Origin of the sequence: Pedobacter steynii, assembly GCF_001721645.1 — a bacterium.
GTDB lineage: Bacteria > Bacteroidota > Bacteroidia > Sphingobacteriales > Sphingobacteriaceae > Pedobacter > Pedobacter steynii_A.
In genome coordinates, this window is record NZ_CP017141.1 from 4,480,464 (window position 1) to 4,496,902 (window position 16,439).

The window sequence follows — 16,439 nt, forward strand, 5'->3', positions numbered from 1 at the left end:
TTATGGACAATCAAAAAGTATGGTTTGTAACAGGTGCTTCTAAGGGATTAGGGTTAAGCCTGGTAAAACAACTGTTAAAAGAGGGCTTTAAAGTGGCCGCAACAACAAGGAAACTCAAGGAGTTAACAGGTGCAGTAGCTAATGATACCGCGAATTTTCTCCCACTGGTGGCAGACCTTAAAAATGAAGAAAGTATCGGCGAAGCAATTGATGCCAGCATCGCTAAGTTTGGTAAAATAGATGTCGTTGTAAATAACGCAGGATATGGGCTAACCGGAAGCCTGGAAGAGCTAAGTGATGAAGAGGCGAGGGCTAACTTTGACGTGAATGTATTTGGTTCTTTAAATGTCATCAGAAAGGTGATGCCTCATTTTAGAGCGAAACATGCAGGTCATATCTTTAACATCGCCTCTATCGGTGGTTATACAGGCGGCTTTCCCGGATTTGGCATCTACTGCGCAACCAAGTTTGCGGTAGCGGGTTTTTCCGAATCACTTGCCGCTGAGGCAGCGCCTTTTGGCGTAAACGTGACTGTAGTTTATCCCGGATATTTCAGGACCAGTTTTCTTTCTCCGGATTCTTTGATCGTACCGAAAAATCAAATTGAGGCCTATCAGGAAGTAAGGGCAAATGAACATGCACATCAGAATAGCATTAATGGTAATCAGGCTGGAGATCCTGAAAAGGCAGCTGATGCACTGATTCAGGTTGCAGGGGCAGAAAAGCCTCCTTTACATTTGTTTCTGGGTGCCGATGCTTATGAATTTGCAAATGTTAAGATTAATCAGGTTAAGCAGGATCTTGAAGAACAGAAACAGATCACCGTTAACACCGGTTTTTAGATTAAAAACAAAATAAAAAAGGCCGTCAGATGACGGCCTTTTTTGTGGTAATAAATCTTTATCTTTAGTCATATTCTCGGTATAAAGTCTGGGTAGTTTGTTTTCAGAGGGAACATTCTTAACTTTATATCACAATGACAATCTCAATGGCGACTCAAATAGATCAGGATATTATCTCCTCAGAAGAAGAAAGAATTAAAGCCCTGAAAAGGTATGCGATTCTGGATACGCCACCGGATGGCTCCTTTGACCGGTTAACCAGGTTAGCAGCGAGCCTGCTGAAAGTACCCATTGCCATTGTGAGTCTGGTAGATACTGACCGGATCTGGTTTAAGTCGAAATATGGAGTGGATGTCCAGCAGATAGATCGCGAAGAAGGGCTTTGTGCTTCTGCAATTTGGTCTGATGAATTTTATCAGGTCGAAGATGCAGCAGCTGATCCCAGAACATCAAACCACCCACTCGTTGCAGGCGCTTTAGGACTTAGGTTTTATGCTGCAGCCCCCCTGCGGACTAAAGATGGTTTTAACCTGGGTACTTTTTGTGTGATGGACAAAGAAACACGGACGTTGAACCAGGAGGAAGCACAGATTTTAAAAGACCTGAGGGACATTGTAATGGATCAGATTGAACTGAGACTGGCTTCCAGGACCAGTATCGCCCAGCATAACCAGATTTTAAATACCACTGCCCATGACCTTAAAAATCCATTGACCACCATCCCTGTCCGTGCCGATCTGATCAAGATGAAGAAAGACAATCCGGAGATGGTAGACACGCTATGTGATCAGATTAAAATTGCCAGCTTAAATATGGTTCGGATCATTGATGAGTTGCTGCAGGTTGGAAGCATAGAAGCAGGAAAAATTCATTTGCTGTTAATCAGGGTCAATGCTTCATTTTTAGTCAGCAATGTAGTTTCTATGAATCTCCCTTTAGCGGAAAGAAAAAACCAGACGCTGCACTTTAGCTATGAAAAGGACCTTTACGTGAGTGCTGATGAAGGAAAGCTAACAGAAATCGTGGATAATCTGGTAAACAATGCCATCAAGTATTCACCAATGGGCACCAATATCTTTGTACGTGTCAAAGAAACAGCTGATCATAAAGTGATAATCGAGGTAGAAGATGAAGGCCTGGGCCTGACTACTGAAGATAAAAGTAAGCTATACCAACGGTTTACCCGTTTAAGCGCACAGCCTACCGGTGGAGAAAATTCAACAGGCCTTGGCCTTTCCATCGTAAAAGTGCTCGTTGAAGCACATGAAGGTACGATCTCAGCAGAAAGTGAAGGGCAGGGCAAAGGCTGTAAGTTTATTGTTGAACTGCCTACAAGGAGCTAACTAGAAGCAGGTTACCTGCCACTGTCGCTTCCAGTTTTCTTTCGGATTTAAAGAAAGAATCCCTTCCTTTTCTTCCAGGTTTTGTTTGGTATGAATCCCATCTGCAATGCCACACCAAGGCTCCAGGCATACGAAATTGGCATCTTTAGCCGCCCATATTCCAAAGAAAGGAAAATCCTTAAACTGAAATTCAAGTCCATGCGGATCCTGTTTGCTCCGGACTGCAATAGCATCGCTTTTCAGATTTTTAAATACCAGGGCATCCTCATAGAATAAGTCATGCTCCAGTCTCAGTTTTCCATTCTCCAGTTCTGTCATTTTTGTTTCATCGTCTATCAGGTCCTGATTGATCTTGTTGGAAATGAGCTGATGGTCTTTGTTAAACTGAAGATAATAATCATGATAGGATAACTCTTCTTTTAAAGGGACTGCGAATGCTGGGTGGCCACCTATAGAAAACCATAACTTCTGATCTCCTGTATTAAGTACCTCATAGCTGCAAATCAGCTGATCTGCTGAAAGCTGGTAACGTAAGCCCAGACGAAATTCAAAAGGGTACACTTTCAGACTCTCTTCGTCGTGTTCCAGCGTAAAGAGTAGTTCTGTTTCACTGATCTGTTCTGCTTCAAATACCCGGTCTCTGGCAAAGCCATGACGGGGCAGGGTATAAGCTTTATTCTTAAAATAATAGGTGTTGTTTTTTAAGCCACCCACGATAGGAAACAATATCGGACTAAATTTACCCCAGTAATCCGGATTGCCACTCCAAAGGTATTCCAGCTCTGTTTTTTTACTTTTTAAACTTTGTAATTCTCCGCCTTTAGAGGAGAAGGAAGCGCGCAGGTACTGGTTTTCTAAGGAAATCATAATGGATAAAAGTAGAAATTAAATTGAAAAATCAATTGGCTATTTGTCACAGCTTTGTCAACCATTTTTTACTATATTTAAATCCTGCCTGGGAAAAAATGAGTATAGAAAAGAAATTATCATCCACAACAAGCATTTTATTCAGAAGACCTAAAGTTGTAGGAATTATCGTATTTCTGCTGCTAACCGCCATCATTCTTTTTGTTGCCAACCAGAGATACCGGCTGGTTATGGAAGATAAAAGACTGGAAATGTCCAGGATATTAAGCACAGTGAAGCAGAATGTAGATCAATCTCTGAAAAATAGCTATACTGCTGCACTGACCCTTGGGCTTACCATTAATGGGAACGGTGTTCCGAAAAACTTTGATACGGTAGCCTCACAGCTGCTGAATTCTAACCGTACGTTATCCTCAGTTCAGCTGGTACCCAATGGTATTATCAAATATATCTATCCGCTGAAAGGGAATGAGCCTGCGCTCAACATGGATGTGTTCAGGCACTCAAAAAGTATTTCTATCGAGGCGCAAAAGGCTGTAGAATCCAGGAAGATGTATTTTGCTGGTCCAATAGCGCTTCAGCAGGGAGGAATGGGAATTGTGGGCCGGATGCCTTTGTTTTTTGACAATAAGTTTTGGGGCTTCTCTGCGGTAGTGATTAAGCTGGATGTGTTTCTTAAACAGGCAGGAGTACACGAGCAGATGAACAACAGGTTTCAGTTTCAATTGTCAAAAGTAAATCCGGTAAGTGGTAAAGAGGAATTTTTTCTACCAATACACCCAGGTTTTTCGAAATCTGCCTATGAAACCATAGACTTTCCTGATGGAGACTGGAAGCTGTATGTAATGGTTGCGACTGCTTATAAACCTTATCTGAAAATAATTTTTCCGGCGATATTTAGCGTCTTACTAGCCGCACTGACTGGCTTTTTGGTTTACCTCGTATTTAAGAAGCCTGCAGAGTTACAATTACTGGTTCATCACCAGGCATCCAGATTAATAGAAAATGAAGTTAAGTTTAAAACGATATTTGATCAGGCTGCAATCGGTATTATGGAAATTGATTCCAATACCGGTACTTTTTTAAGGATCAACAGTAAGCTTTGTAAAATACTGGGATATACTGAGGAAGAATTGCGTCAGACCACTTTTCAGGCCCTGACTCACCCGGACGATTTAAAGGAAGATTTGCGATATTTCCAGCAAATGAGGGCGGGACTAATCAGGGAGTTTGAATTGCTGAAAAGATATTACCGCAAAGATGGACAGGTGGTCTGGGTAAATTTAATGATAACCCCATTATGGAAGGCAGGTGCTGAACCCACTACCCATATTACCGTTGTTGAAGATGTGACCGGGAGAATTGAAGCAGAACAGATTGCCGAAGAGTATCAACATCGTTTGGAGTCTTTAATCAATACCATAGATGGAATTGTATGGGAGGCAGATCCGGTTACTTTTGATTTTAATTTCATCAGTAAGAAATCAGAAGATATTCTGGGTTATACCGCTGAAGAATGGTTGTCCTCGCCAACATTCTGGGCAGACCATGTACATCCTGAAGACCGCGATTGGGCAGTCAAATATTGCATCACCTGTACAAGAAAAATGGAGCAGCATGATTTTGAATACCGGATGATTGCAAAGGGAGGGGATGTCGTTTGGTTAAGGGATATTGTCAACGTGATTGTGGAAGAGGGCAAAGCAGTATTGCTCCGGGGAATCATGATTGATATTACTAAGAACAAACAGGCAGAAAGAGACCTGAATCATTCTTTTGATCTCGTAAATGAGCAAAATAAGCGCTTGTTGAATTTTTCCTATATCGTGTCTCATAACCTGCGTTCCCATAGCAGTAATATCCAGTCGATTGCTTCTTTGATTGAAACTACGGATGCTGAGGAAGAACGGACTGAGATGATTCAGCTGTTGAAAAAGGTGTCTGATGCCTTAAATGAAACATTACTGAATTTAAATGAAGTGGTTAATATACAGACGAATATTAACATTATCGTTGAGCCGCTTAATCTGAAAAGATATATTGATAAAACACTGAATATTCTGCATGATCAGATTGTATTGAAGCAGGTTACCGTTATCAATAAGGTTACTGAGGATATTGTTGTCAATTATAATCCGGCTTATCTGGAGAGTATCCTGCTGAATTTTATTTTCAATGCCATCCGGTACAGTCATGACGATAGGCTGCCTGTGATTGAACTAAGCTGTCGTCATGAAGATAGACTGGTACTGCAAATTTCTGATAATGGAATCGGGCTGAACCTGGAAAAACACGGTGATGAATTGTTCGGAATGTACAAAACTTTTAATGGGAATCCGGATTCCAGGGGTGTCGGACTGTTCATCTCGAAGAATCAGATTGATGCCATGGGGGGAAGGGTAACGGTAGAGAGTGAAGTTGGGGTAGGAACAACTTTTAAGATCTACTTCAGGTAAGTTCATCATACTGCGGAGGTGGGAATGCCTCCGCAGTGCTGATAAACAAATAGAAATATAGGGGGAAGATCTTGGTTTATTCGTTAATACCGCCTCCCAAAGCAGTATAAAGTTCTACGTCTGCACCTAAACGCTGACGTTTCAAATTGCTTAGCTCCAATTCGCTTTGCAATAGATTTCCTTGTGCAAGGATCACTTCGAGATAGGTTGCCATGCCGCTTCCGAAAAGCATATTCGCATTTTTTATGGCCGAACGGAGGGTATTTACCCGGGTTTCAGCAATGGCAACCTGTTCTTTTAAGCGGGCTGATTTTGCTAATGCATCCGAAACTTCGGTCACCGCAGTAAGCACCGTTTGTCTGAATTGTAAAACAGACTTTTCTCTTTCTACCTTTGCAATTTCAAAAGCTGTTTTCAGCTTTCTGCGTTGAAAGATGGGTTGTGTAACTGATCCTGCCACCATTCCAAATAAGGAACCGGGGATATTAAACCAGTTGCTGGCTTTGAAGGAGTTCAGTCCGCCGTTTGCTGTAATGTTGAGCGATGGGTATAGGCTTGCCTGTGCAATGCCAACAGATTCGTTGCTGGCACGAAGCGCATATTCACTTGCTTTTACATCCGGACGGTTGTTCAGTAAAGCCACGGGATATCCGGTAAGCATTTGCGCTGCAGGAGCGATGTCATTCAGTTTCTTTATCCGGTTGATGGAAGAAGGAAGGGTTCCTGTCAGCAGGCTCAGCGCATTTTCCTGAATGCTGATGCTTTGTTGCAGGGAAGGAACCAGCTGTGCGGAGCTTAGTTTCTGCGCTTCTGCCTGTTGAACCGCCAGTATGGTTGTTAAACCTGCGTCCCATTGCAGTTTTGTCATTCTTAAGGTGCTGTCGTTCAGGGCAAGCGTTCTGTTGGCGATCTGTAATTGCTCATCCAGCATCAACAGGTTGTAATAACCTGTAGCTACTCCGGATACCAGTTTGCTGCGGATCGCTTTTGAAGCTTCACGTGTCTGAAGGTATTCCGATAAAGCTTTTGCTTTCATTCCTTTTAACTTACCAAAGAAACCGATTTCCCAGGAAAGGTTTAAAGCCGCATTGTAATCCTGTACTGACCTTGAACCGATAAACTGACCGATGCTCAAGCCATTTAAGCTGTTTTTCGAAGGTGTACTGGAATTTGCCTGGATATTTAAGCCCAGTTCCGGCAGGAAGTTTACTTTTGCCTCACGAAGCGTCTGATCCGCGCTTTCAATGTTCTTCAGGGCAATCAGCAGGTCAAAGTTTTTCGCATTTGCACTGTCGATCAGTGATTGTAACTCCGTATCGTTAAAAAAAACTTTGGTACTCAATGCCGCGACACTGCTGGAATCTGTTTTGGCCTCTTCAGATCTGAATTGCTGTGGAAGATTCATGTCCGGTCGGACATATTCCTTACCGACCTTGCATCCTGAAATCAGGATGGCTAAGGCGGTAATGGTATATAATTTATGTAAATGATTCATTGTTAATGTGATTTGACGTCGTCATTTGTTTCAACTACCGGTTTTCCGGTTACTTTTTCCTGTAGGGACTGGAAGACTACAAATAATACAGGAATGATAAACAGTCCGAGCACTACCCCTGCAAGCATCCCGCCGGCAGCACCAGTACTGATCGAGCGGTTCCCCATTGCGGAACCACCTGTGGCAATCATCAGCGGGATCATACCCGCAACGAAGGCCAGGGAAGTCATCAGGATCGGTCTCAGACGAAGTCTGGATCCTTCTAAAGCAGCAGGAATCAGATCCATGCCCTCTTTCCGGCGTTGCAAGGCAAACTCAATAATCAGAATGGCATTCTTTGCCAATAATCCGATGAGCATGATCAATCCTACCTGTACATAAATGTTGTTGTCTATACCTGCAATCTTGATGGCAACAAATACGCCCAACAGTCCGGTAGGAATAGAAAGCATAACGGCCAATGGCAAAATATAACTTTCATACTGCGCAGCCAGAAGGAAGTAAACAAACAACAGACTCAAACTTAAGATGAAAAGGGTTTGAGAACCTGAAGATTTCTCTTCTCTGGAAAGGCCGTTCCACTCATAGCTGTATCCGTTAGGTAGTCTTTCAGACAGCAGGGTTTCAATCTGCTCCATGATTTTACCATTGCTGACTCCCGGTTTGGCAATTGCATTCACCGTAATGGAGTTGAACAGGTTGTAGCGGTCCACAGATTCCGGACCATATACTCTTTTTACAGCCACCAGCTCACTTGCCGGAACCATTTTGCCCTGATTATTTTTAACAAATACCATGTTCAGGGATTCTTTATCGGTTCTGTACATTCCATCAGCCTTCACATTTACCCGGTAATATTTACCAAAACGGTTAAAGTCTGAGGCTTGTGCGCCACCATAATACACCTGAATGGTATTGAGTAATTCTCTGACGCTTACACCCAGCTGTTTGGCTTTTTCATCATTTACTTCCAGTTCAAACTGCGGATAATCCGCTTTGAAAGTAGTAAAAGCCACGGCAATACCATCCAGTCCAAACAACTGGCCGACAATACCATTGGCTACACCGCTGAATTTCTCCAGGCTACCACCAGTTCTGTCCTGTAATACGAATTCAGCACCACCAATTGCACCATAACCTGCAACAGGAGGCATTCTGAATACACTTACGGTTCCTTCTTTTAAGGTTGCCATTTTGGCATTGATGAGGTTAATTACCCCATCCATATCCTGAACTTCACCTCTTTCCTTAGGCGCTTTCAGTTTACTGAAACCTAAACCATAAGCAGGACTCGATGCGTTACTCATGATGTTAAAACCGGATACACTCGTTACGTTTTTCACCGCGTCAAATGTTCTCAACGTAGAATCGACACGTTTGATGAATTTTGTTGTCCGGTCTAAACCCGTACCTGAAGGCATGGTTAAGGAATAAATGATGAAACTATCGTCTTCATTCGGAACAAATCCTTTGGGGGTATTGTTCATCATCCAGAAGGTAAGACCGGTAACCAAAGCCAATGCAGCCAGACTCAACCACTTAAACCTGATCAGGAATTTCAGGCTGCCGATATACTTGTCTGTCATTCTGTTGAATGAAGTATTGAATGCATTGAAGAACCTTTTAGAGAATCCTTCTTTTTTACCTGCCTTTTCCGCATGGTTGTTTTTCAGGAATAAGGCACATAAAGCCGGACTTAAAGTCAATGCGTTTACTGCAGAGATCAAAATCGCAATCGCCAGGGTAAAGGCAAACTGTTTATAGAATATTCCTGATGAGCCTTCCATGAATCCGATGGGGAGGAATACTGCTGCCATGACCAGGGTAATGGATACAATTGCTCCGGTAATCTCACTCATCGCAGAATAGGTGGCCTCCCGGGCCGTCATATGTGTTCCTTCCATCTTGGCATGGACGGCTTCCACCACCACAATCGCATCATCGACCACAATTCCGATGGCGAGTACCAAGGCAAACAGGGTCAGTACGTTCACGGTAAAACCGATCATCTGAAGAAAAAAGAAGGTACCGATAATCGCTACCGGAACCGCAATGGCCGGGATTAAAGTAGACCTGAAATCCTGAAGGAATATAAATACCACAATAAATACGAGCACGAAAGCTTCAATCAGGGTTGTTTTTACCTGACTGATGGATTCATCCAGTCTTTCTTTAGTACTTTGCAGAATATCATATTTTATCCCTTTTGGAAATTCTTTTTCTGCCCTGATCAATGCTTTACGTACCTGAATTTCAATTTCGTTTGCATTGGAACCACTGGCCTGAAGGATCCCTAAGGTCACCGCATCTTTACCATCCATTTTGGAATCACTGCTATAACTTGCTGCGCCAAACTCAATTCTGGCCACATCCTTTAAACGAAGGACACCACCATCAGGATTGGATTTAATAATCAGGTTTTCATATTGTTCAGGAAGGTTTAACTTCCCTTTATATTTTACCACATATTCAATTGCTTCTTTAGATTCTTCACCAAATTTTCCCGGAGCAGTTTCCAGACTCTGATCATTAATGGCTGCTGTTACTTCTGACGGAGTCAGGTTATTGGCCGACATTTTCTGCGGGTTCAACCAAACCCTCATGGAGTAATCTTTGGAACCAAAAATCTGTACCTGGCCCACACCCTGAATCCTTTTCAGCTCAGGAACAAGGTTGATCTTGGTGTAGTTTTGCAGGAACTTCTCGTCGTACTTCGCTCTGTCTTCGCTGTAAATATTGAAGTACATCACATTACTGTTCTGCTGTTTTGAAGTACTGATCCCCGCCAGCAATACCTCTGCAGGCATCTGACTGTTGATCTGTGAAACCCTGTTCTGTACGTTTACCGCAGCCTGATCAGGATTGGTGCCTTGTTTAAAGACAATAGAAATAGAGAAGGAACCATCGTTACTGGCGGAAGATTTCATATAATCCATATTTTCCACCCCATTGATCGATTCCTCTAAAGGGGTAATTACGGAACGGACTACCGCCTCACTGTTTCCTCCCGGATAACTCCCTGAAACCATTACCGTGGGAGGGGCAATGTCGGGAAATTGGGTAATTGGAAGTCGGGTAAGGCCAACAATCCCCAGCAGGACAAGCAGGATGGAGATTACCGTAGCCAATACCGGCCTTCTTATAATAGATTGTAACATGTTGATTTCGTATTAAAATGTAAATTATTGTGCGCGGTAAACGCTGTCCGTATTCAGAGGTTTCGGTTTAATCTGTGCATCTTCTGCCAGACCATCAATACCTGAAAATACAATGGTTTCTCCCTTTTTCAGACCATCGCTGATCAGGTAGTTATTGCCACTTTTTCCGGAAACTGTAATCGCTCTGCGTTGCAGCTTATTCCCGGGACCTACCAGGTAAACAAAGATTTTATCCTGTACATCCATCGTTGATGCTTTAGGAACCATCAATGCCTGAGCATGGGTTTCTTCCAAACGGATTTTTCCGGTATTACCCGAGCGTAATAGCCCATTTGGATTAGGGAATATAGCCCTTAAGCTAATGGAACCCGTGTTTTTATCGAACTGACCATCTACAATCTGAATTTTTCCTTTTTGAGGATAGGTGGTTCCATCGGCCAGCAATAAAGTTACCGGAGGGAGCTTCCTTAATTTTTCTGCCATTGATGATCCCGGAATCTGCGCATTGAATTGCAGAAATGCAGGTTCACTCATCGCAAAATAAGTATACACTTCTTTGGTGTCAGACAAGGTGGTCATGGGTTCTGCATCCCCTTTGCCAACCAAGTTACCCACTCGTTTAGGGATTTTACCGATATAGCCGGAAATAGGGGCCTTGATCAGGGAGAAACCAATATTGATTTTTGCAGAATTAATGGTTGATTTTGCCTGTGATACTGTGGCCTGAGCCTCGCTGTAGTTGGCCTGGGCAGTGCTCAGCTGTACTTCAGAAACGACTTTGTTTTTAACTAATGGGGTGACTTTATCTACCTCAATCTGTGCGGTACGCAGTCTTGCTTTTGCAGACTCCATACTGGCATTAGCTGTATTCAGCTGTTCCTGGTAAACACGGTCATTGATCTTAAATAAAGGTTGTCCGGCTTTTACATAGGCACCTTCGTCGACAAATATTTTATCGAGGTAACCATCTACCTGAGGCCGGATGTCTACATTCACCTTTCCTTCAATCGAAGCGGAATAATCGGTATAGGTAACTGCAGGTTGTTCCATCACACTGATGACCGGAATTTCTGCAGGAGGGGGAGCTCCTGCGCCAGCTGCCTGTTCGTTTGCTCCTTTCGAACCGCAACTGCTTAAAAGAGCTGCAGGGAAAAGCAAGGATAATAATAGTAGGTATCGCTTTTGATTTTTAGGGGTTGGAGGGAAAGACATTGCTTTTATAATTTATGTTCTTTTAAAAATGAATGCAAAAATAAAATCTCACACGCGCGGTATGTTTATTAAATGACCGAAATGGAGATAATCGTTACTGAAACGGCAAAATTCAATAACCGAAATTTTAAGGCATGGGTTCCTTTTAGCGGTCCAGCCAGGCTTTGAACTGGCCGGATTTTTCCTTGCTGATGATGATCTCACCCGAACTCTTGCTCTTCAAAATCACTTTCAATTTACCATTAAAATAATTATGAATCGAAAGAATACTATTCACAAAAATCATATGCTGACGATTCGCACGGAAAAAACATACCGGATCTAACTGGTCTTCCAGCTCATCCATGGTAAAAGGAACGATAATATCGGTATTGTCGTCCAGAACAAGATGCGTGATTTTGTGTTCTGAATAAATGTAATCTATAGAGGAAACCAGAATGGTTTTATATCCGTCTTTGTATGGAAGCAGAAAGCGGGAACGGTAAATGACAGATTTGGATTTGATATAGTCTACGAGCTGGTCCAATGCCTTATTCGGATTGGTTTCCTGTAGAATATGGTCGTATAAACCCAGTGCATCTTTCAATTCATTCTTTTCTATAGGCTTTAATAAATAGGCAAGGCTATAAATTTTAAACGCCCGAAGGGCATATTCATCATAAGCAGTGGTGAAAATTACCGGACAATGGATTTCCACTTTAGGGAATATTTCAAAGCACAATCCATCTCCAAGCCGGATGTCCATCATAATCAGATCTGGCTGAGGATGCTGTGTCAGGTAGTTTACGCTTTCTTCTACACTGGCTAAAACCCCGGTAATGACCGCATCTTCTCTGATCTCTGCCAGTAATTTGATCAGCCGGTTGGCATTGGGTTTTTCGTCTTCAATGATTAGAATATTCATATTTCGGGAGCTATAATGGAAGTAAAGGTAGGTAAACTGCAAATGAATGTTCATCTTCTATAATAGAAGGGAGATTCTCTGATAGTAAAGCGTATCGGCTTTTGATATTCTGAAGGCCAATACGTGCGGATGGAATGGCCAGCTTTATTCTTTGTAAGTTATTGCTTACCACAATGTGGGCATCGGTATTGTAAATTCTGATGTGTAAGGGATTGGTCTTGGTGGCTGCATTGTGCTTAATTGCGTTTTCAATGAGCAATTGTAACGTAATGGGAGGGATGCCCCGTCCGTCATCGTTAGTGATGTCGACTGAGATGGTCACATTTTCGCCGTATCTGATCCGGATAAGGTATAAATAGGCATCGACAAAGATCAGTTCTTCCTCCAGTGAGACAATGTTTTTATTCAGGTTCACAATCATATAACGGTATACCCGTGACAGATTTCTGAGAAATACTTCGGCTTTTAACTGATCTTCAGAAATCAGTTCTGAAAGGGTACTGAAGTTATTGAACATGAAATGAGGATCCAGCTGGAGCTTGAGCGACTGTAGTTCCGCCTGCATGGCGATCTCTTTAAATTCAGCTGTTTTGAGTTTTAATTCTGTGGCTTCAATCATGGTGGTTTTCCATTTTTGGAGTAAGAAGTTTCCGGTGGTTACCGCACTGATCAGAATGCCCATAATGACACATACATAGACAAACTGCAGACTGTTCAGCTCTTCCTCAAAGGTGAGTTTTTCTTCATAAGTATAGATGAAAGAGCCGATAAAGTACAACAGGATCATCAGGATGATGACAAATATAATCTGAAGGAGTAACTGGATACTAAAGCGGGTAAAGGGTTTTTCTGTCCAGGGGATGATTTTATCAAGCATCACCGAATTGAGGACGCTCAATTCAAATATCAAACCGCAAAAGATCATGGTAAGGCCAGCATCAGTCAGCATCTCTAAAAGAGGCCGGCTGAAATAATGCTTATAATAAGCACTGTAGGGATTAAGCAGATAGGATAAGAGGTTTAAGACCAGGAATATCAGGGGGATGGTGATAAACCTGAGGTATTTGTTTACTGGTCTTGGAAATAGTTCTCTTGATTTGCTCATCGTGCCGCCGAATGTTCTTATATTTTTCAAAATTACATAAAATGAGAGTGATCAGAGGTGAGAAATGAGGTATTCCTGCCTGAAAATAAAAAATGATTGATCAGCTCTGATCCATTCCGCATCCTTTTTTCCATGATGGCGTTGATCAGGTCGTAAGGTGTCTTTATTGCTTTCTCCTCGGGGAAGGTAAAGGAAATATTGAAGCAGTCTTCCACGCGGTTGAACAACCTGCATCGCTCATAGGAAAGAAGTTCCAGCTTTTTCTCCGGATCAGGATTTAAAAGCCCGGGTTTATCTGTCCCGAATTCAAATTGGAGAATGATATTGAGTTGCAGGTAAATCCTGATGAAGGTAAAAATAGGAATGATCATTTTTCGTTAGGTGCACTTATTTTATGGATGCAATGATAGGTAATGTTTCCGGGGGTATAAGGAGGAAACAGACCCAATTGACCAAATCCGCAACCCAAGCGGATAAATTAAATGCCCAAATGATCAGGAAGTGTAAAAAGAAAAACCTGCTATACACTTATAGCAGGTTTCATATATAGAGTTCAGCTTTATATAAACTATTCTGTATAAGGATCAGTGGATTGTCGGTACTGTTGCTTCACGTCATTTCCAAATTCCTTTGCTTTGTCCAGCCATTCCGGTGCCTGTTCTTTCAGCTCATCTACAAGAGATTTGCCATTGACACCTTTTTTTGTGACATATTTTACTGCCCCATAAACTGCGGCACCGATGAGAAGATTTTTTAATAGGCCCATGTTGGTATGTTTTTAATTTTCAAACTGTTTTTCTAAGAACAAGGGGGAGCTGGAATAGTTTTATATACCTGAATATTTTTTATATTTAGGTAATTATAAACCCTATAGTCTGCTTATTATGAAAAAATTAAGTTTCCTTTTCTCTTTTGTTTTATTAATGTTATTTGCTAATGGGGTACAGGCCCAGAAAAATGAAACCTACTTTGTAGGTAAGTGGGATATCCTGATCAAAGGCTTACCTCAGGGGGATACAGAAGCCCTGGTTAAGTTTGAATTGAAAGACGGGAAACTAAGTGGAAGTATTGCTGATAAGGCAAATCAAAAAGATATGCCTTTTACAGATGTTCAGTTAAAAGATTCTGTAGTTGTTGTGAAGTTTGACCACAGTAGCGGTGAGGTGGAAATGAGCCTGCTGAAAAAGGATGCAGACAACCTGACCGGACAGGTCAACAGCCAGTTTGAGCTGACTGGTGTACGGAAAAAAGAAGACTAAAAAGAAAGGGTCGGTGGATGCCGACCTTTTCTAACTATTAACTAAGCCCCATGATTGGGCAAAAGACTTAACCGGCAGATAGGGCGGTATCCGGTAAAAGTGACCTCCGTAGAAAGGAAGGACTCCTTAATCGTCTCTTCTTTAACCAGGTCGGTACTTAAATATTTTTTATTGCTATCGCAGAGCAGGGTCACCACAACTGCGTCAACGCCTAAATCCTCTTTGATTTTAATGGCTCCAATGACGTTGGCTCCGGAAGAAATCCCTACAGCAAGACCCAGCTCTTTTGCCAGTTTCTGTGCCATAATGATGGAATCTCCATCATTTGCCTGTATAATCTCATCCAGCTCGTCCAGCTTTACAATTTCAGGAATAAATTCATCAGAAATCCCTTGTATCCTATGGCTGCCAACTTTATATCCTGTGGTCAGCGTCGGGCTTTCTGCTGGTTCCAACGGATGTATTTTGATGGATGGATGATGAAGTTTTAGCCTTTTGCCAACGCCCATAACGGTTCCACCAGTACCTACTCCGGCTACAAAAGCATCTGGCCTTAATCCAACTGACTTCAATTGCTCCCAGATTTCCATACCAGTGGTTTTTTCATGGGCTTCCTCATTGTAACGGTTCTCAAATTGTCTTGGTAGAAATACGCCTCCTTTAGCGGCCAGTTCTTCGCACATGCTGATGCTGCCCAGGAAACCACCTTCTTCTTTGCTCAGCAGAATCACTTCTGCTCCCATACTTCGGATGATGTCTATTCTTTCTTTGCTTAACCAATTGGGCATGATGATTTTTACGGGATGACCAAGCGCACGCCCTATTGCAGCAAAGGCAATCCCGGTATTGCCGCTAGTCGCCTCAATGATGGTATCACCAGGATTTATGGCACCCGAGCAATACGCTTCGTACATGATGTTCAAGGCCATCCGGTCCTTAACGCTTCCTGTAAGGTTATAATGTTCGCACTTTACATAGATCTTTCCGGCCTTATTTTTATAGGTATAATGAAGTTCCAGCATAGGCGTGTTGCCTACCAGGTGCCATAAATGTTCAAATTTGTCGGCCAGTGTTTCCGTTAACCGGGAGGTGGTTTTCTCTTTAGTCAGCATTTTTTATGTTGCATTTATTTCTGACAAAACTCTGTATTTATGTTTTTTATGACAATAGTATCGGTTGTTTTCCATTTATTTTATGGAAAATGATTAATTTTGTATAATTATTTTCAGTTACCAGTTTACTTAGCTACTGCCAACTGTCTTTTTTTCGACGCTTCTATACTATAAACTGATATGCAAAACGTACTTGACCCCACAGATGTTGAAATTCTCAGGTTGCTTCAACAGGATGCGACACTCAATAATAAAGAGATCGCTTTTGAGATCAAAAAATCTATTGCTACGGTTCACGAACGGATCCGAAAGCTGAAAGAACAAGGCTACATCAAACGTATTGTGGCCATACTTGACCGGAAAAAGATCGATAGAAGCCTGATTGCATTCTCACATGTATTCTTAAAAGAACATACTGCGGAAACCCTGGGAGAGTTTGAAAATGAAGTGGCAAAATTTGACGAGGTGATGGAGTGTTTTCAGATGACTGGTGCTTACGATTTTATTCTGCGTATTGCCACGAGTGATATGGATGCTTACCACCTGTTTTTGCGCCATAAATTAGCCACCCTTCCAAACGTAAGTACAGTTCAAAGTTTCTTTGTATTGTCGGAGACCAAAAGTGAAACCGCGTACCCGCTATAAGTTTTTTTATTTTGACCCGGGATCTTCACAAAAAAAAAGCA

At 42.2% G+C, this 16,439-nt stretch carries 14 protein-coding genes; 5 read left to right on the forward strand and 9 right to left on the reverse strand.

Features of this window, described 5'->3' with window-relative positions; genetic code table 11:
- Positions 1 to 2 precede the first annotated feature (2 nt).
- Entirely contained in the window at positions 3 to 842 is an 840-nt protein-coding gene (locus BFS30_RS18520; RefSeq protein ID WP_069380649.1) for an SDR family NAD(P)-dependent oxidoreductase, read from the forward strand.
- 146 nt (positions 843 to 988) lie between these two features.
- A complete protein-coding gene (locus tag BFS30_RS18525) occupies positions 989 to 2,185 on the forward strand; it encodes a GAF domain-containing sensor histidine kinase (protein ID WP_069380650.1) in 1,197 nt (398 codons plus the stop codon).
- Here BFS30_RS18525 and BFS30_RS18530 read toward each other — a convergent pair whose 3' ends face one another.
- Positions 2,186 to 3,052, reverse strand: a complete 867-nt coding sequence (locus tag BFS30_RS18530; protein ID WP_069380651.1) for an aldose 1-epimerase family protein — start codon at positions 3,050 to 3,052, stop codon at positions 2,186 to 2,188.
- Positions 3,053 to 3,150: 98 nt separating this feature from the next.
- On the opposite strand from BFS30_RS18530, the gene BFS30_RS18535 reads away from it, so the two are divergent.
- Entirely contained in the window at positions 3,151 to 5,508 is a 2,358-nt protein-coding gene (locus BFS30_RS18535) for a PAS domain S-box protein (protein WP_069380652.1), read from the forward strand.
- Positions 5,509 to 5,584: 76 nt separating this feature from the next.
- Here the strand turns inward: BFS30_RS18535 and BFS30_RS18540 are convergent, their stop codons facing one another.
- The 7 genes from BFS30_RS18540 to BFS30_RS18570 form a co-directional block, all read right to left on the reverse strand.
- Positions 5,585 to 7,003, reverse strand: a complete 1,419-nt coding sequence (locus BFS30_RS18540; RefSeq protein WP_069380653.1) for an efflux transporter outer membrane subunit — start codon at positions 7,001 to 7,003, stop codon at positions 5,585 to 5,587.
- A 2-nt stretch (positions 7,004 to 7,005) separates the two neighbouring features.
- A complete protein-coding gene (locus tag BFS30_RS18545; RefSeq protein WP_069380654.1) occupies positions 7,006 to 10,161 on the reverse strand; it encodes an efflux RND transporter permease subunit in 3,156 nt (1,051 codons plus the stop codon).
- 24 nt (positions 10,162 to 10,185) lie between these two features.
- Entirely contained in the window at positions 10,186 to 11,373 is a 1,188-nt protein-coding gene (locus tag BFS30_RS18550; protein ID WP_069380655.1) for an efflux RND transporter periplasmic adaptor subunit, read from the reverse strand.
- Positions 11,374 to 11,518: 145 nt separating this feature from the next.
- Positions 11,519 to 12,277 carry a LytR/AlgR family response regulator transcription factor gene (locus tag BFS30_RS18555; RefSeq protein ID WP_069380656.1) on the reverse strand — a complete coding sequence of 253 codons (759 nt, stop codon included), beginning with the start codon at positions 12,275 to 12,277 and terminating at the stop codon, positions 11,519 to 11,521.
- A 10-nt stretch (positions 12,278 to 12,287) separates the two neighbouring features.
- Positions 12,288 to 13,412 carry a sensor histidine kinase gene (locus tag BFS30_RS18560; RefSeq protein ID WP_167353163.1) on the reverse strand — a complete coding sequence of 375 codons (1,125 nt, stop codon included), beginning with the start codon at positions 13,410 to 13,412 and terminating at the stop codon, positions 12,288 to 12,290.
- Positions 13,413 to 13,414: 2 nt separating this feature from the next.
- On the reverse strand, positions 13,415 to 13,753 hold the full coding sequence (locus tag BFS30_RS18565) for a hypothetical protein (protein ID WP_069380658.1): 339 nt from the start codon (positions 13,751 to 13,753) through the stop codon (positions 13,415 to 13,417).
- A 197-nt stretch (positions 13,754 to 13,950) separates the two neighbouring features.
- The gene (locus BFS30_RS18570; protein WP_069380659.1) at positions 13,951 to 14,148 is read right to left on the reverse strand and encodes a hypothetical protein; all 198 of its coding nucleotides are present in this window, start codon (positions 14,146 to 14,148) and stop codon (positions 13,951 to 13,953) included.
- 118 nt (positions 14,149 to 14,266) lie between these two features.
- On the opposite strand from BFS30_RS18570, the gene BFS30_RS18575 reads away from it, so the two are divergent.
- Positions 14,267 to 14,641, forward strand: coding sequence for a hypothetical protein (locus BFS30_RS18575; protein WP_069380660.1), 375 nt, complete (start codon positions 14,267 to 14,269; stop codon positions 14,639 to 14,641).
- A gap of 41 nt (positions 14,642 to 14,682) precedes the next feature.
- On the opposite strand, the gene BFS30_RS18580 is transcribed toward BFS30_RS18575, so the two are convergent.
- Positions 14,683 to 15,753, reverse strand: coding sequence for a PLP-dependent cysteine synthase family protein (locus tag BFS30_RS18580; RefSeq protein ID WP_069380661.1), 1,071 nt, complete (start codon positions 15,751 to 15,753; stop codon positions 14,683 to 14,685).
- Between the two features lie 180 nt (positions 15,754 to 15,933).
- Between BFS30_RS18580 and BFS30_RS18585 the strand changes: the two genes are divergently transcribed.
- Complete coding sequence (locus BFS30_RS18585; protein ID WP_069380662.1) at positions 15,934 to 16,398, forward strand: Lrp/AsnC family transcriptional regulator; 465 nt, start codon at positions 15,934 to 15,936, stop codon at positions 16,396 to 16,398.
- Positions 16,399 to 16,439 lie beyond the last annotated feature (41 nt).